Annotated in this window: 12 protein-coding genes; 3 read left to right on the plus strand and 9 right to left on the minus strand. The window is 50.4% G+C overall.

Features of this window, described 5'->3' with window-relative positions:
- Nucleotides 1-251: 251 nt before the first annotated feature.
- From AB3G37_RS20765 to dgt, 3 genes are all read right to left on the minus strand, one after another.
- The gene (locus AB3G37_RS20765; RefSeq protein ID WP_009634625.1) at nucleotides 252-1,409 is read right to left on the minus strand and encodes a CdaR family transcriptional regulator; all 1,158 of its coding nucleotides are present in this window, start codon (nucleotides 1,407-1,409) and stop codon (nucleotides 252-254) included.
- 215 nt (nucleotides 1,410-1,624) lie between these two features.
- On the minus strand, nucleotides 1,625-3,088 hold the full coding sequence (degP, locus tag AB3G37_RS20770; RefSeq protein ID WP_369788963.1) for a serine endoprotease DegP: 1,464 nt from the start codon (nucleotides 3,086-3,088) through the stop codon (nucleotides 1,625-1,627).
- A gap of 206 nt (nucleotides 3,089-3,294) precedes the next feature.
- Nucleotides 3,295-4,812, minus strand: a complete 1,518-nt coding sequence (gene dgt, locus AB3G37_RS20775) for a dGTPase (RefSeq protein ID WP_369788964.1) — start codon at nucleotides 4,810-4,812, stop codon at nucleotides 3,295-3,297.
- A 177-nt stretch (nucleotides 4,813-4,989) separates the two neighbouring features.
- Here dgt and mtnN point away from each other — a divergent pair, with 177 nt between their 5' ends.
- Complete coding sequence (gene mtnN, locus AB3G37_RS20780; RefSeq protein ID WP_009634628.1) at nucleotides 4,990-5,697, plus strand: 5'-methylthioadenosine/S-adenosylhomocysteine nucleosidase; 708 nt, start codon at nucleotides 4,990-4,992, stop codon at nucleotides 5,695-5,697.
- A gap of 40 nt (nucleotides 5,698-5,737) precedes the next feature.
- Entirely contained in the window at nucleotides 5,738-6,544 is an 807-nt protein-coding gene (gene btuF / locus AB3G37_RS20785; RefSeq protein WP_369788965.1) for a vitamin B12 ABC transporter substrate-binding protein BtuF, read from the plus strand.
- 56 nt (nucleotides 6,545-6,600) lie between these two features.
- On the opposite strand, the gene erpA is transcribed toward btuF, so the two are convergent.
- Both erpA and clcA read right to left on the minus strand, forming a co-directional pair.
- Nucleotides 6,601-6,975, minus strand: a complete 375-nt coding sequence (erpA, locus tag AB3G37_RS20790) for an iron-sulfur cluster insertion protein ErpA (protein WP_009634630.1) — start codon at nucleotides 6,973-6,975, stop codon at nucleotides 6,601-6,603.
- A gap of 134 nt (nucleotides 6,976-7,109) precedes the next feature.
- A complete protein-coding gene (gene clcA, locus AB3G37_RS20795) occupies nucleotides 7,110-8,552 on the minus strand; it encodes a H(+)/Cl(-) exchange transporter ClcA (protein WP_369788966.1) in 1,443 nt (480 codons plus the stop codon).
- A gap of 242 nt (nucleotides 8,553-8,794) precedes the next feature.
- Here clcA and hemL point away from each other — a divergent pair, with 242 nt between their 5' ends.
- Complete coding sequence (hemL, locus tag AB3G37_RS20800; protein WP_369788967.1) at nucleotides 8,795-10,075, plus strand: glutamate-1-semialdehyde 2,1-aminomutase; 1,281 nt, start codon at nucleotides 8,795-8,797, stop codon at nucleotides 10,073-10,075.
- A gap of 86 nt (nucleotides 10,076-10,161) precedes the next feature.
- Here the strand turns inward: hemL and AB3G37_RS20805 are convergent, their stop codons facing one another.
- The 4 genes from AB3G37_RS20805 to fhuD form a co-directional block, all read right to left on the minus strand.
- Nucleotides 10,162-11,808 (minus strand): hypothetical protein, encoded by a 1,647-nt coding sequence (locus AB3G37_RS20805; protein ID WP_369788968.1) that lies wholly within the window; start codon nucleotides 11,806-11,808, stop codon nucleotides 10,162-10,164.
- Between the two features lie 144 nt (nucleotides 11,809-11,952).
- A complete protein-coding gene (locus tag AB3G37_RS20810) occupies nucleotides 11,953-13,308 on the minus strand; it encodes an MFS transporter (protein WP_369788969.1) in 1,356 nt (451 codons plus the stop codon).
- A gap of 524 nt (nucleotides 13,309-13,832) precedes the next feature.
- Nucleotides 13,833-15,821, minus strand: a complete 1,989-nt coding sequence (gene fhuB / locus AB3G37_RS20815; RefSeq protein WP_369788970.1) for a Fe(3+)-hydroxamate ABC transporter permease FhuB — start codon at nucleotides 15,819-15,821, stop codon at nucleotides 13,833-13,835.
- The gene (gene fhuD, locus AB3G37_RS20820) at nucleotides 15,818-16,711 is read right to left on the minus strand and encodes a Fe(3+)-hydroxamate ABC transporter substrate-binding protein FhuD (protein ID WP_369788971.1); all 894 of its coding nucleotides are present in this window, start codon (nucleotides 16,709-16,711) and stop codon (nucleotides 15,818-15,820) included. Before fhuD ends, fhuB begins: the two co-directional genes overlap by 4 nt.
- Nucleotides 16,712-16,736: the final 25 nt, after the last annotated feature.

Raw genomic sequence — 16,736 nt, forward strand, 5'->3', positions numbered from 1 at the left:
GAAAATTCATTGGAACAGGTTACCGACGGTAATCCGCTTTTCAGGCGGCAAATACCACGGATAAACATGACGATAGTCAGTATAGGAGCAAGCAACGGGTGCCTCATTAGGCAAATCAACAAGCTTAAGGCCCAAAAAAGAATTAGATTGTTGCACCTGCACAAGGCGATGCGAATTAGCTCACGAATTGATTACAGGCCGTAAAAGCCTCGTCACTCACCGCGAAAAAAGGGATTGTGCGATTAGTCTATTTAGCGATCGTCATCAAGTTGCAAGGCGACATATAACAAAAGGCGATCGTCGAAATTACCCAAATCCAGACCGGTTAATTCAGAGATCCGATTAAGACGATATTCAAGCGTATTGCGATGGATATATAACGCCTTCGACGTGGCAGTCGGTTGCACGTTGTGGCTAAACCAGGCGCTCAGGGTGCGCCTCAATAATCCGTTACCGTCAGTGGCTTTCAAACGCGCCAGCGGACGCACCAGCTCATCGGCCTGCCATCCCCCGCGTAAACTGTCGAGCAGCACTGGCAAGATCAAATCCTGATAAAAATAGCAACGCTGATCCGGCATACGCTGTTTGCCTACTGACATGGTAGTTTTAGCGGTGCGATACGAACGGGCGATACTCCCAGGGCCGGTAAAGAAGTTGCCCAGCGACAGACGGACTCGCAGTCGACCGCTCTCGGTCATTCTGGAGAGCAGGTGATCGACCCGCTGGCGGTGTGACTCCGGGTCCCAACGGTCGTAACTGTTCAGCGCCGGTTTCAGTACCACCATTTCGGTCAGCGACACAATGGCGATGAGATTGTCGCGCTCGGGCGTGGTCAACAGTTGCTGCAACTGCTGCAGCTCAGCCATGGCGGTATCGACGCCAAGCTGGCCGCTGTCCACTTCGACAACCGCTACAACGCGCGGCTTGTTGACATCAATGCCCAAACGCTGTGCCCACTCCATCAGCGCCGGAGTCAACTCATCCATGCGGATCAGATTGAGGACCAGCTCCTCTCGCAGGCGGCTGTCCTGGGCCAGCATATGCAGTAAACGCGCCTGTTCAAGCATCATTTCCGCCGTCATGCACACGAGCTCGCCGTATTGCCGCAGCTGGGCTGGATTGCCAGTCAGGCCAATTACACCGACTATCTCCCCGTCAATGCGCAGCGGCAGGTTGATACCTGGACGAACGCCGTGCAGATGGCGCGCCACGCCCTCATCAATATCCACCACCCGTTGCTGGGAAATACTCAACAAAGCACCTTCATGCAACTCACCTAGCCGTTGATCGTCGCCGCTGCCAATAATTTTCCCACGGGAATCCATCACATTAATATTGCTATCAATGATTTGCATGGTACGGGCAACGATAGTCTGTGCCAGCTTTGCATCCAGGTGATATACCGCCATAAGTCGCTGCTCTTTTTAATTAGATTGTTTTAAACAGAATAGACATGGTGGAAAGGTCATACATTGTGCAAACGCCCAAAGCTGAAAAAATCAGCTCAGAGTTGGGAGTACCATCACAGTTTGAACGGTCTTAGTTAGGCGAATGCCCATACCGGAATGAGGAAAGGCAGACCGAAGTCTGCCTTGGATACTTGAGTTGATGTCTTACGAGGCGATTATTGGGCCAGCAGGTAAATCTGTGTATCACCGCGCTGAATATCCAGCGCCAGCACGCCCGGCTTGGTATCCAGAATTTTGCGCAGGTCGCCAAGGTTATTGACCGGCTGCTGGTTAACGCCGTGGATGATGTCGCCTTTCTTCAGACCCACGCGCGCGGCGGCGGTGCCTGGTTTAACGGTATCAACTTTAACGCCTTTCTGGCCGCCAACATCGCTGTTGCTGAGTTCAGCCCCTTCAATACCGGTGTAAACCGTAGCGGAAGCGGTCTGCGATGGCTGAGTGCTCTGCTGCAGAGTCACGTCAACATTCAACGGCTTGCCGTCACGCAGGATGCCGATGGAGATTTTGGTACCAATCGCCATAGTCCCCACGTCTGCACGGAAGGAGGCGAAGCTGCTGATAGGTTTACCGTTCATGCTGACAATCACGTCGCCCGCTTTCAGGCCCGCTTTCTCGGCAGCAGACTTCGGCAATACCTGGCTGATGAATGCGCCGCGCTGAGCATCGACCTTCATCGCTTTAGCCAGCTCGGAATTCAGCTCGGTACCCATGATGCCCAGCTCACCGCGTTTCACCTGACCGTACTCGATCATCTGTTTAGACAGGTTTTGCACCATGTTGCTCGGGATTGCAAAACCGATACCGATGTTGCCGCCGTCCGGGGCCAGAATCGCCGTGTTCAGGCCAATCAGTTCACCGTTGAGGTTAACCAGCGCACCGCCGGAGTTACCACGGTTAATTGCCGCATCGGTCTGGATGAAGTTTTCATAATTTTCAATGTTCAGACCGCTTCGGCCCAGCGCAGACACGATGCCCGAGGTGGCGGTTTGGCCCAGACCGTATGGGTTACCGATAGCCACAGTGTAGTCACCGACGCGCAGCTGCTCTGAATCGGCAAACTTGATTGCGGTCAGATTTTTAGCGTCGAGAAGCTGGATCACTGCGATATCGGACTGTGGATCTTTGCCGATAACTTTAGCGGTAAAACGACGTCCATCGTTAAGCTGTACAGTAATCTTGTTGGCATTTTCAACGACGTGATTGTTGGTGACAACATAGCCTTTCGCAGCATCAATAATGACGCCTGAACCCAGCGCCTGGAAAGCCTGTTTGGCTGGAGCCTGTTGCTGCTGGCCGTCATCGTCACCGTCGTCACCGCCCTGCCCACCTTGTTGGCAGACCGGGGAATTTTGGAATGGGGAACCATCCTGGCAAAGCGGTGAGTTTTCACCGAAGAACTGCTGGAACTGTTGACCCATGCGAGGCGTTTTAACCGGTGCACTACCGTCTATGTTAATACTTACCACCGAAGGCATAACTTTTTCCAGCATCGGCGCCAGGCTTGGCACTTGCGTGTTGCTTGAAGAAGCAGTCTCTGCAGCCAATGCCGATGAAACAGGCGCAACAGCCATACCAACACTTAACGCCAGGGCGCTCAAGAATAGAGTAGTTTTTTTCATCAGAAGAAATCTCTTTAAATTATGTGGTGGCGACAAGTTTTGCCACCTTGCCAGGTAGTCGTAAATTGAGATTTTATTAATAACCCGAAGTTCATCTCCGTCGAATTCACAATAGTAAAAAAGTATTGTCGACATTTACAAAAGCATACTTTTTAATCAGCAGTTTGGGCAATTATTTCACTTAAATTCCGAGCTTTATCACCCGATTATTCGGCAGCCATCAGCCTGCGATATTCGTCGTAAGCATAAAGATCGGTCATACCGCTGATATAATCCTGAATCATTCGCGCGCGGTAATAATATTCACTCACCTGCTTTTCATCTTCGCTGCAATTCTGCAATTTGGCTATCGCTTCGCTGTACGCTAAACGATGCTTGGAAGAGAGTTTATGAAACAGCCTAGTTTCAATAAGATAGCTGCGATGATCGTCTTGCTCAACTAAATGTGTAAATTCGGTCAACGGCATATCCAGCAGCGGGCTATAAATATCCAATAGCCCGCTAATGACTCGATATCCCTGGAGTTCCAACTCCTCCACTTCATAGTGGTTGAAAACATGTTTACGCGCCACGCTTTTATATATTTCCAGCAGGCGATTAGGCTGGCTGTCGTCCTCGAGTAATGCCTGATTGAAGATTCCTGAATATATTGACGATAAATTACTTATAAATCGTTTAGCCGCGTGCGGTACCAGCTGTTTCACCGTTTGTACCCGCAGCTCCATAAAGAAGTAATCTACCGGATTGCGGAACGTTTTGGCGCGATCCATTTTTTGATAAGCAGTCTCGACCACGCTTTCAAAAAGATCGTTTGGCTGGCTCTTTCCCCACTGATATTTAAGGTGCTTATAGAGCTGCTCGACGGTAAAAATGTTTTTTTCCACCGCGTCTTCAAGATCGGCAATACAGTAGGAAATATCATCCGCCGCTTCCATGATGTAAGTCAGTGGAAAACGACTGAATTCACCCAGCTGCAACTCATCGCGCATCCGGCAAATAAACGGCTCTTCCGAAAGGTAAAATCCCGGTTTTTTCATAAGATAATCAAAGGATTCTGGCAAAGAATCAAACCAATAGGCTGGCCTTGTATATTTCAGGATACAGGCGGTCTGACTGAAGGTAAGGTTAAGTTTTAACAGGGTAAAGACCAGTCGGATAGCCTGCGCGTTGCCGTCGAAATGGCACAGATCGTAGCGGACTTTTTTGCGCAGCTGGTTTAATTCCTGGTTCTGCGAATCGAGACGCAGAAAATCCAGGCTACAGTTTTCAAATGCCGAACTGCCGCTTTTAAGGCTGGCGATATCCATCCGTTTTGCAAACCAGTTGTTTATTGCCGATTCGCCAAAATGGCCAAACGGCGGGTTGCCGATATCGTGCATCAGGCAGGCCATTTCCACAACACTTTCAAAGGGTTCGGTTGATTCACTCAGGCCGAAATTCTCCAGCCCGCCGTCTTTTCGCAGGCGATGCAAGACCTCTTTGGCAATATGACGCCCCACCTGCTGGACCTCCATGGAATGCGTCAGGCGACTGCGCACCGCCGCGTTTTTTTCCAGTGGAAAGACCTGCGTTTTTTGCTGCAGGCGGCGGATGGCAGCAGAATTGATGATCCGCCCGCGATCGCTTTCAAACTGACGGATGATATCGTATTCGTCGGCTGCTGCGAGCGTTGGACTAAAGGGACGTTGGAAGTTGAATTTCGTTTTAAAATCGATCCCAGACATGATTCCCTACCTTATCAGTCACTTCATCCATTGCGATTGCCCTCGAGCGCTGGCAGCAAACGCATTATTTCTTGCCTTTAGCCATGATAGACTATGCCGCATTGATCGAGGTCGTGTCCAACATGCCCTGCATCGAAATGATGAAGGGAACATTTTTATCTGCTGCGAGTATTCATTATGAAAGTAGGCATTATTGGCGCCATGGAACAAGAAGTTACCCTGCTGCGCGACAAAATCGAAAACCGTCAAACCATTCAGCGTGCTGGCTGTGAAATCTACACCGGCCAGCTGCACGGCGTTGACGTCGCGCTGCTGAAATCCGGCATTGGTAAAGTCTCGGCTGCCATGGGCACGACCCTGCTGCTGGAACACTGCAAACCTGACGTGGTTATCAACACAGGTTCCGCCGGTGGTCTGGCCAAGACCTTGAAAGTAGGCGATATCGTGGTTTCCGAAGAAGTACGTTATCACGACGCCGATGTCACCGCTTTTGGCTATGAGCCGGGCCAGATGGCAGGTTGCCCGCCTTCTTTCGTTGCCGACGCAGCACTTATCAAGCTGGCTGAGAGCTGTATCACCGGGCTGAATCTGAATGCCGTTCGCGGTCTGATTTGCAGCGGCGATGCCTTTATCAACGGTGCTGAACCTCTTGCTCGCATTCGCAATACCTTCCCAAGCGTAGCTGCTGTAGAGATGGAAGCAGCCGCAGTGGGTCACGTTTGCCACCTGTTCGGTACGCCATTTGTTGTGGTGCGCGCGATTTCCGACGTCGCAGACACTGAATCACACCTGAGCTTTGAAGAGTTCCTGGTGGTTGCCGCCGAGCAGTCAACTCTGATGGTTGATGCAATGCTGAAATCACTGGCTGCCAATCCGCTGCGTTAATCGGCGGTAGATGCGTCACATAACATAAAGGCTGCTCACCTTGCGCAAACTGCTACTGTTAATCGCTCTGTGGCTGCCTTTGGCGGCGCAGGCGCAGGTTGCCGAAAGGGTGATTAGCCTGGCTCCCAACCTGACCGAGCTGGCTTATGCGGCGGGTCTGGGTGATAAGCTGGTGGCAGTTAGCGCTTACTCAGACTACCCTCCGCAGGCTTTGAGTCTCGAGCAGGTGGCTAATTGGCAGGGGATTAACGTCGAACGGATTTTGGCGTTGAAACCCGATCTGCTGCTAGCGTGGCGCGGGGGAAATCCGCAGCGCCCGCTGGAACAACTGGCCTCGTTTGGCATCCCTATCGTTTATCTGGATCCTGAAAGCGTGGAGCAGGTTGCCGATGCTCTAGATCAATTAGCAGCGTACAGCGCTTCACCAAAAACAGGCCATGACGCGGCGCAACAAATCAGACAACAGCTCGCTGAACTGCGCGCTAACCATCCTAAGAAAACCGCCGTGCCGGTGTTTATACAATTCTCAACCCAGCCACTGTTTACCTCTTCCGGTAAAACCTTGCAGAGTCAGATAGCCAGCCTGTGCGGCGCCGAGAATATTTTTGCCGCTAGTCCGGCGCCCTGGCCGCAGGTGAGCCGCGAGCAGGTGTTAAGCCGACAACCGAAGGCGATCATTTTTCCCGGTAATGAAAAGCAGCAGGCGGATATCCGCACCTTCTGGCAGGGGCAACTCGATGTGCCAATGCTGGCGGTAAACGCTGACTGGTTTAACCGCGCCGGTCCTCGAGTGATGCTGGCTGCTCAGCAGCTATGTGCTGAGATTGATGCGTTGAAACGCCAGTGAGCAAAAAAAAACCCGTGCAAACGCACAGGGTTTTATGTTCAGGCAAATCTTCAGGATTAGATACTGAAAGAGGATCCGCAGCCGCAGGTAGTTTTCGCGTTCGGGTTGGTGACCACAAAGCGCGAACCTTCCAGGCCCTCAGTGTAGTCAACCGATCCGCCGACCAAATATTGCAGGCTCATCGGGTCAACCACCAGCGCAACGCCAGATTTCTCAATGGTCATGTCGCCGTCGTTGATCTTGTCGTCAAAGGTAAAGCCGTATTGGAATCCGCTGCAACCGCCGCCGGTAATATACACGCGAAGTTTCAGCTCGGGATTTTCCTCATCTGCCACCAGATTTTTAACTTTACGAGCAGCGGCTTCAGTAAACTGTAACGGCAGCGCAACATGCTCGTCCAGGGTTGGCTCGCTTAAAATAGGTTCACTCATAGTTTTTGCTCCCAATCCGAATTCTGTTCAGGCCGCCGGATTGACTGTCTGAATAATGAACTGATTATCTTATACCTGCATCTTAGATACAAGTATGGGCCGTTTTCATCACCGCGTCCCGCAAAATTTAAGGCTTATTTTTGCGTAACCGTGCTCTCTGCCTCGGCAGTCTGACGCGCGGCCAAATTCGCCTGTTCGCGTTCCTGCTTCTGTAAGGTGCGGGTTAAAAGTGCAGAATACAAGGGCTTGCCGCCAAGAAACTGGGCCAGCAGCGTCGCACCGAGACAGGTGATGATCATCGGTAAAATCAGCTGATAATTTTCGGTCATCTCCAATACCAGCACGATGCCAGTCAGCGGCGCTCGCACTGTAGCGGCAAACAATGCTCCCATCCCGGCAATAGCGAAGGTTCCCGGCTGAATACCGTATTGTGGAAACATCGCCGCCGCGGCCATGCCAAAAGCGGTGCCTAGCAGCGTGCCCAGCGCCAGCATCGGGGCAAAAATCCCGCCCGGTGCACCCGATGAGAAGCACAACAGTGTCGTGACCACGCGGGTGATAAAAATAAACAGCAGCGCTCCGAGCGAATAAGTCCCCATCGCCGCCAGCGGGATCAGCGCAAAACCACCACCGGCAGCTTCGGGTTTAATCAATCCCAACAACCCGCAAACGCCGCCGAGCAGGCCTCCAATCAGCAGGATCTTTTGCAGATTTCCACCGTGAATACGGGCGAAAAAATCCTGAGTGCGAAATATCAGCGCATTGAAACAGACGCCTACAATGCCAAACACCATGCCCAGCACCAGATAGAGCCAAAAAGTATTCAGTGATACATTTGCCAGCACGCCAACGTTGATAACCGCCCTTTCACCGTTGAATAAGCGGTAAACAATGCTCGACATAATTACGCCGATAAACACCGCTTTAACTGAAATAAGGCTGTAGCGAAACTGCAAACGCATCTCTTCGATGATAAAAAGAATCCCCGCCAGCGGTGCATTAAACGCGGCGGAAAGTCCTGCCGCGGCACCGGTTGCCAGCAGACTGTGACGAGCTTCGGCGCTGCGCATGTGGAAAATATCAGCCAGCATCTTGCCAAGGTTAGCGCCCATCTGCACCGTAGGCCCTTCTCGCCCCAGCACCATACCCGCGCCCAGAGTGCCCATCCCGCCGACAAACTTTACCGGAATGACTCGCCACCAGCGCACCGGCCGCAGCTCTTCCAGCGCCCCTTCGATTTCCGGAATGCCCGAACCACTCGCTTCAGGAGCAAATTTGCGTACCAGATAATAACCGACCATTGCCAGTAGAGCCGAAACGATAAAGGTCAGCGGCCACAGCAGCCAGAAGTGGCCGCTTACGCTATCCAGCCCAGAAAGCCTGACATGTTGTACCCAGTCGACGGCTTTTTCGAACGCCACGCCAAGCAGGCCAGCCACGATCCCCACCAACGCGGCAACGATAAGAATAGCGACCGGCGTTTTATCCCGGCGCAAAAATTGACGCAGAATGACGCTGGGTCTTCTGCGCTCAGGGAGGCCTGAGACATCAGGGCTAGTTTCGAGAGATTCTTTCATGATGTTCTTTTTAATGAAGAAGAATGAAAATCAGACTGAAGAGTTAACCATAAAAATCGCATATTCAGTATGCATAATATATTTCTTAACCTTTCACAGGCCGTGAAACATTTCCTATCGACGCTATGTTCTCTAGAATAGGGCACATCGTCCGGCGGTCCATGAAGATCGTCGTGCCACTATACTATTTTTCTTAGTGCGAGCTTATCCTCTCAGCACGAAAAAAAACCAGGAGCCGATCAATGAGTAAGTCAGAAAGTTTATTCACCCAAGCGCAAACGCTGATCCCCGGTGGTGTTAACTCGCCGGTTCGCGCGTTCAATGGCGTTGGCGGTGCCCCACTATTCATTGAACGCGCCGACGGTGCGTTGTTATACGATGCCGACGGCAAATCCTATATCGACTATGTCGGTTCATGGGGTCCGATGGTACTGGGGCACAACAATGCTAAAATCCGCAACGCCGTGATCGAAGCCGCCGAGCGCGGCCTGAGCTTTGGTGCACCGACCGAGCAGGAAGTCACTATGGCTGAGTTGGTCACCAAACTGGTGCCAAGCATGGACATGGTGCGCATGGTTAACTCTGGCACCGAAGCGACCATGAGCGCGATTCGTCTGGCCCGTGGTTTCACCCATCGCGACAAGATCATCAAATTTGAAGGCTGCTATCACGGCCACGCCGACTGCCTGCTAGTAAAAGCCGGCTCAGGCGCGTTGACTCTCGGCCAGCCAAACTCCCCGGGCGTACCGGCTGATTTTGCGAAGCACACCTTAACTTGTACCTATAACGATCTGTCCTCGGTTCGCGCGGTGTTCGAACAGTATCCGACAGACGTCGCCTGTATCATCGTGGAGCCGGTTGCCGGCAACATGAACTGCGTGCCGCCGTTGCCGGAATTCCTGCCGGGACTGCGTGCATTGTGCGACGAGTTTGGCGCGCTGCTGATTATCGACGAAGTGATGACCGGTTTCCGCGTCGCGCTCGGCGGTGCTCAGGAATACTACAATGTGAAACCTGACCTGACCTGTCTGGGTAAAATTATCGGTGGCGGTATGCCGGTTGGTGCATTTGGTGGGCGTCGCGACGTGATGCAGGCGCTGGCACCAACCGGACCGGTTTACCAGGCCGGTACACTGTCGGGCAACCCAATTGCCATGGCGGCGGGCATTGCCTGTTTGACTCAGGTTGCAGAACCGGGCGTGCATCAGAAACTCACCGAACTCACCACTCAGCTGGCAGAAGGCCTGAAAGCCGCCGCGGCGGCAGAAAACATTCCGTTGGTGGTTAACCACGTAGGTGGCATGTTTGGCCTGTTCTTCTCAGAACTGCCAACCATCACCAGCTATGATGACGTGATGAAGAGCAACGTAGAGCGTTTCAAAAAGTTCTTCCATCTGATGCTGGAAGAAGGCGTTTATCTGGCCCCTTCAGCGTTTGAGGCGGGCTTTATGTCCCTGGCCCACACGCCAGAAGACATCCAGCACACAATCGACGCTGCACGCCGCAGCTTCGCTAAACTTTGATAAACAAACACGCATAAATAGAGCATTGCCTCAGGTTTTCTGAAGAAGGGTTGCCAATATTTTTGCAAGCCTGAGGCAAAGTCAATTTACTCATTATTTAGAGTGGCCCTATCCCTTCTTCGAAACTGCGCAGCTTGCAAGGCTGGGGGAATTATTGCAGCGTCAGGATCCCTGGATACAATCGGTATCTTGCCAGAACCTCTGAATACGAGTCCTCCGCCCAGGCCGGTTTGCACCGGCACGCCCAGTGCGATGCCTGCGTTATTGATTTCGATGCTCTGTGTTGACTGTTTGCTGGGCGCTACCTTTGGCAGTTTCCCCGCCAGATAGCCGCCAATCATTTGCCCTGCTACACCGGCCCCAAACGTTCTCGCAATATCTGGGGGAAGAAACATATACGCAAGCATGCCTGTTGATGCGGCACTCGCTGCTGTTATTCCTATATTTGAGATGATTTTTATTTTTTCTTTGCCAAATGAATAAATGGCTTTGTTTACGCTACTGCTCGCGTAGTTTGAACCTTGCACACCGACGCGAAATTCGCTGCCCAATAATGAAACATTAACACGCGCTCGGGTTAATTGTTCGTGAACAAACGTCCAATCTTTCCAGTGTCCAATTTCGTAGGATTTTTTTTCTGGGTTATATTGCAGAACGCATCCAACGCCTAGTCTATCTCTCATCATAACGCCGGAGCCTAGATTAAGACTCACGCTTTTTTCATTTATATTGGCAAGTTTTTCAAGTACAGGAAAGCTGGTTCTGACCCCAACTTCAGTATTCAGATAGATATCTGGCGAGATTTTTTGTGGATGTTCATGACGGGCTATCATGCCCATAACGTCTTCAGGTGAAATAACCAGTCTGACTTGCCCAGTTACTCTGCTGTAGGCTGGAGAGAATGCATCATACTCTTGACCATAAGAAATATAACCCAGTGCAACTGTTGATTTAAATTTAACCAAATTCAATAAAAAAGACTTGATCACCTTGTAAGCATCAAAATTATTTAATAACGACGTCTCGCCTCTCAATATTTCTAATACATTATTACTTTCGTCTAACTGACTTTTAAAACAGTCCAAACGAACGTTCAAAATATCCAGCACTTTATTATCCTCATCCATCTGATTTTTTAACACTTCCCTCCCATTATCTTCATATAGTTCTCTATTCCTTTCTAATATTTTTTCTCGCTCACCTACCTCAGACATTAAAAGTTCTACTATTTGTTCAAGTCTGGCTTTTTCGATTGCGGCAGAAACATATTTTTTTGTTGTTTCCTCATCAGCTACCAATAAAGACATAATCTGGTCTACCAACCCAGATGCCTCATTCATTATCTCATCAGAAAGTTTATTTATCGCCTGCGTTACATTCCTTTCGAGTTGATTGACACACTCCTTTTTAGCAAAACCCCACAGATAAGAAATTGTATTAGGAATATTGCAAACAGTGTTATCAGTAAAAAAACCAAGACAGAAAGCGTTATCTTTTTTAGCATCTAACCCTGTTTCTTCCGCCTGTGCATCATTAATGGGAACATATTCCATTTCAGCATGGGGTAATGAAACCGGTTGACTTGTAATTGGCAACTCTTGAAATGAAAGCGGGGATAATGCAACCTGCCCAACCTCTTTCAAATGGTTGAATAAATTGGAGAATGCCGGTTTTCTTGGCATATCGGATAGTGCTATAGCATTAGATTCACTAACAGAATTAATTCTAAACATTGATTTTTTCCTTGGTGTTGGAATAACAATCTAGAAGCTGATATCTCTTTGGATATCATGCAACGTTTATCTGTGCTCCTCCCGTATTGAGGAGGAGCATTTACAGCAATCCACTATTATTTTTACTTTTATACTTTTATACTTTTATACTTTGCTAAATTTAGCCGCGTTTCTCTCCAGCTCTAATGCTCCTCTGTGCGACAACAAGCAGAAGATAATGCCGCAGACCGTACCGCCCATTAACAGGTAAAATCCTGCATGCCAGCCAAATTTATCGACCATGACACCGAATAAAATGGTTCCCAGAGAGCTGCCTAATATGTAACTTAAAAAACCTCTGAGTCCAACGGCAGAACCTACGGCAAAACGTGGAACGATTTCCATAGTTTGTACCGATGCCAAAAATTGCGGTACATAAATCAGACAACCTACCGTAGCCGCAAAAAATGAAATCATTACTACAGAATCACTTTGCCAGTATCCAAATAAACAGAAGAAAATAATCGTCATACAGATAATGGCAAGCGGCATGCGTCTACCCTTGAAAACCTTGTCGGTTAACCAACCCGCAAGTAAAGTAGAAGGAATAGCTGCCCATTCGAAAAACAGGAAAGCGACACTCATCTCTTCTTTTGAGAAATGCTTAACTGTTAATAAATAAATAGGTAACCAGCTAATAACCCCGAAGCGCACCATATACACGAATACATCAACGAATGAGACATACCAGGCATTTTTATTCTTTAATACAAAGGTGTAAAAGATTTGAAAGGCCGTCATATCTTCAGGAGGAAGAGCATGATGTGTGTGATCTATTATATTTCTTTCTTCCGGTATCATTTCGTCAAGAGGCGGTAATCCTTCCTGAACAGGCGTACCTTTACCCAATACCAAAATAACCACGGTAAAAAGAATGGCGATACATGCAGGGAAAATGTAGCTCGCCATTTGCCAGTGTTCGGTCCCTACGAGAGCAAAAGCAACACCTACGATAGGGGCAACAATCCCTCCGCCTATATTATGGGAAACATTCCAAAAAGCGGTGATGCGTCCACGAACCGACTTAGGAAACCAATTAGCAATGGTGATAAAAGAAGGCCCTACTCCCATCCCTTGAAAGACACCATTACAGATGATCAACGCAACAAATACCCAGAACATGCTGCTAAAGCCCAGCCCGATATTGACAACTGCACACATAAACAGCCCACAAGCCATGAAGATCTTGGGACTCATTTTGTCTGACAGGCTACTCATTACGCCTTTACTTATTCCATAAGCAATAAGCATACAACTGCTTAAAAGACCAATTTGAGTCGCACTGAGTTCGAGATGCGCTTTTAGATAGGGTGTCGAAAGTATGAAGTTACTTCTAACAATATAATAGGCCAAATAACCTAAAAAAACGCTCATTAACGCTTGTATTCGATAACGCTTATAAGTAGCGGGTATATCTTCCGGTGCAATTTTCAATGCGGGCGCGACGCGAGAATTAAACATACTGATACATTCCTTGTAATAATTAAGAAAGTTAAACTCCTAAGAAGGGATATATTAAAATTTATAAATTATCGATAAAATTAAATTAGATATTCTTTATATATCTCTGAAAGGTGTATTAAAGACAACTCAGATACTAAATTCTTCCAGAATAAAGTCGATATGCTATTTCAAAAAAATAGCCTTTGCTCACAGGCCAGTCGCACATTACTTGATATGGATCAACCAGCGCTAATCAGGCGCTTGTATCACGGTGTCAGATTGCACCACAGCCGTATTAAACTTAATAATATTTTACGTTTAACCATTAAGAAACCACGACAGTGAGGGCTACAGTCCCAATTTGATTCAACCTCAGGTCGAGGAGTTTGTCGCCCCTGAAACGCCCCATTGGAATACTCGCCGGCTCCAGCAGATAATTGACAGTGCACACGACCTATTCGAAGAGATGCGTCGTTATCATGAAAGCTAAATCAGCGCGGAACCCTGAGTATTTCCTGATTACGCGCTGAGTAATTCCTGATTTATGACGCCTGTTTACGCAACAGGTAGATAAAGTATGGTGCGCCAATAAAGGTTGCCAGCAGCCCTGCCGGGATCTGATTGGGGAAGATAATCATCCGCCCGCACCAGTCGGCAAGCATCATCAGTAATCCACCCATCACACTCGCTACCATCCACTGCGGAATAGCCCGGCGGAAACCCAGCATTCTCGCCATATGTGGGGCCATTAGTCCGACAAAACTCAGCGGCCCGACGGTCAAGGTCGCCACAGCGGTCATTATTGCCGTCAATGACAGCAATGCTATGCGCGTCGGCGTAAGTGCAAGCCCTACCGCACGACCGGTCACGCTGCCGAGTGGCAAAATATTGATCCACCGGCGACAGAACGGCACCAGCATCAATAGCACCAGAGCAATAATACCAGTACGCCAGGCCTGGGCCGCAGTAACCGAATAGGTTGAGCCAGAGATCCACGACAGTAAATCGCCCATCCGAGGATCGCCACTGGCCATCAGCATTACCAGTATCGTGTTGAACACAGTGCTCAGGGCTATACCGGTTAATAGCATGCGCTCTGCCGAAAATTGCCTCAGGCCGGAAACCAGCAGAATAATGCCTAAAGTTGCCGCTGCGCCAAGGCTCCCCGCAGGTAACAGCCACACGAACGCGTCGCCAGGCACCAGAAACAACATCAGCACCACGCCAAAGGTTGCACCCGAGCTGATACCCAACACTTCTGGACTGGCCATCGGATTGCCGGTCAGCTTTTGAATGATTACGCCAGCAGAAGCCAGCATGACTCCCGCCGCCAATGCGGCAAACACTCGCGGCGTGCGCCAGGGCAGCAGCAGGTTCAGCTGATGCCCCAGCGACCAGTGCCATCCTTGCGCGTTACGGCCAAAGCACAGCGCGACCACCAAGCCTATGAGTAGCAAAATGCCCGCCAGCAGCATCCAGCGAACCAGATGATGCCGCTCTTTGGGGATATGATCGCCCTGATTCATTGGAGGCGGCACGGCGCTATGACGTAAACGCGGCAGCAACCACAGCAGGATCGGCGCGCCCACTAATGCGGTGGCCGCACCGGTAGAAATTTCAGTCCACACGCCAGCCAGCCAAAGTACAATTTGGTCAGTAAGCCACAGCAACAGGGCGCCAATCAATGGCGCGAGTATTAAACGCGTGCTCAGACGGCGAGCGCCCAATGTTCTTGCCAGTAGCGGAGCGAATAGCCCGACAAAGCCGATAATTCCCACCGCGTTTACCAACTGCGCACTCAAGAAAATCGCCAGCGTCAGTACTGTGAAACGAGCCGCTGACAGACCAAGTCCCAGATTTTTGGCGACGCCATCGTCGAGCCCCAGCAGTGTCATTGGGCGTTGCATCAAGAAAGCCAACAGCCAGACAATCGCGACTCTGGGAAGCAGGAACGCCGTGGTTGTCCAGTCCTGCTGATTCAACGAGCCGGTGTTCCACAGATAAATGCTTTGCAGTTGCTGATAGTTAAACAGCCCGAGCAGGCTGCTGACCGCGCCGCAATAAAGGCCCAGCACCAGACCGGCGAGGATCAGTGTCACCGGCGACATCCTCTTGCCCCACGCCACGCCAAAGACCAGAAGCCCGACTACAATCGCGCCAATCATTGCGGCAAACTGCTGGGTGATTTCGCCGCCCGGCAAGCTCCATAGGGTTGCGACAGTCAGGCCAAGTTGCGCACCGGCAGAAACGCCCAGCGTCGAAGGCTCGGCCAGCGGATTGCGCAGAACCTGCTGAAACAATAGCCCAACCAGTCCAAGTCCAGCCCCGGCAAGCATTGCTACCGTGACGCGCGGCATCAGGCTGTAATGAAACAGCATCTGCTGCACGTCGTCGATGTTTGGCTGCCACAGCGCCCGATGCCAGAGTGCAAAAGGTAGCTGATTATGCAGATTATAAACACTGAGCAGCGAACAAATGACCGCAATGGTGATTAACAGAGTCAGCGTCAGGCTGAGATTGCGTCGATTCATAATGGCTTACCGAGTGTGGTCGACAGGATATGGCAAAATCGCATGGCGCTAATTGTGGCGCCATAGAACCAGACGGCGGGTACTACGTTGAGCTGTTTTTCACGTACGAAAGATAGCGACTGCCACAGCGGCGTTTTTGACACTTCGTCGATCAGGGCCGAACTACCGTGATCGAAGCACAGGGCGCGGGCGTGCTTGATTGACGCCAGCCGCTCTATGCCAACTGTCACGCTGCCCCAAAAGCTTTTCTCGCCTTTCCAGGCGTTGGTCAGCCCTACGTCGTTCATCACTTCCTGCAATAAACTGCCTTCGCCGAAAACCAGTACGTGGCGTTTATCCAAAAAGGAGAACAGTAATAATGGCCGATCGGTGGCAGCCTTCACCTGTTGTCGAGTCTGCTCCAGCACCTGCTGATAGGCCTGTAGATGTGTCGCCGCGCGCTCCTGCAACCCCAGATAATCGGCCAGTTTATGCAGCGAGCGGATCGCCTGTTGCAGCGGATGCCCGGTGCCGTCATTAGCGACCACGCTTAGTACCGGAGCAATCGGCGCCAGTTGACTGGCTTTTGGACCATAACCTTGTGAAACCAGGATCAGCGATGGCGCTAGCTGCTGCATCAACTCAAGATTCGGCGCAGTGCGTTGACCGACCTCGATAACCGACGGGGCAAGTTTGGGCTCTTCGACCCACAGGTTATAGTTGGGGATGTCCGCGATGCCCATTGGCATCACGCCCAGTGCAATCAACAGCTCGGCGGGTAACCATTCAAGGGCGATAATGCGACTCAGACTCGTGCCGGGAGTACTAAAAGCCGGCAAGGCTGCCGCGAGTGGGGTCAGCGCCATTATCTGCAACAGACGACGGCGAGTTAAATTATTTAAATCAATCATTCCAAACCAATCCGCAAATTAATTG

The organism is Rouxiella sp. WC2420, assembly GCF_041200025.1.
In the GTDB taxonomy this organism is placed as follows: domain Bacteria; phylum Pseudomonadota; class Gammaproteobacteria; order Enterobacterales; family Enterobacteriaceae; genus Rouxiella.

What these genes read in the sequence shown, in the direction of transcription:
- fhuB (WP_369788970.1), bottom strand. Translation starts at nt 15,821, where the DNA reads ATGAATCGACGCAATCTCAGCCTGACGCTGACTCTGTTAATCACCATT.
- AB3G37_RS20765 (WP_009634625.1), bottom strand. Translation starts at nt 1,409, where the DNA reads ATGGCGGTATATCACCTGGATGCAAAGCTGGCACAGACTATCGTTGCC.
- erpA (WP_009634630.1), bottom strand. Translation starts at nt 6,975, where the DNA reads ATGAGTGAACCTATTTTAAGCGAGCCAACCCTGGACGAGCATGTTGCG.
- degP (WP_369788963.1), bottom strand. Translation starts at nt 3,088, where the DNA reads ATGAAAAAAACTACTCTATTCTTGAGCGCCCTGGCGTTAAGTGTTGGT.
- AB3G37_RS20810 (WP_369788969.1), bottom strand. Translation starts at nt 13,308, where the DNA reads ATGTTTAATTCTCGCGTCGCGCCCGCATTGAAAATTGCACCGGAAGAT.
- dgt (WP_369788964.1), bottom strand. Translation starts at nt 4,812, where the DNA reads ATGTCTGGGATCGATTTTAAAACGAAATTCAACTTCCAACGTCCCTTT.
- fhuD (WP_369788971.1), bottom strand. Translation starts at nt 16,711, where the DNA reads ATGATTGATTTAAATAATTTAACTCGCCGTCGTCTGTTGCAGATAATG.
- AB3G37_RS20805 (WP_369788968.1), bottom strand. Translation starts at nt 11,808, where the DNA reads ATGTTTAGAATTAATTCTGTTAGTGAATCTAATGCTATAGCACTATCC.
- clcA (WP_369788966.1), bottom strand. Translation starts at nt 8,552, where the DNA reads ATGAAAGAATCTCTCGAAACTAGCCCTGATGTCTCAGGCCTCCCTGAG.
- mtnN (WP_009634628.1), top strand. Translation starts at nt 4,990, where the DNA reads ATGAAAGTAGGCATTATTGGCGCCATGGAACAAGAAGTTACCCTGCTG.
- hemL (WP_369788967.1), top strand. Translation starts at nt 8,795, where the DNA reads ATGAGTAAGTCAGAAAGTTTATTCACCCAAGCGCAAACGCTGATCCCC.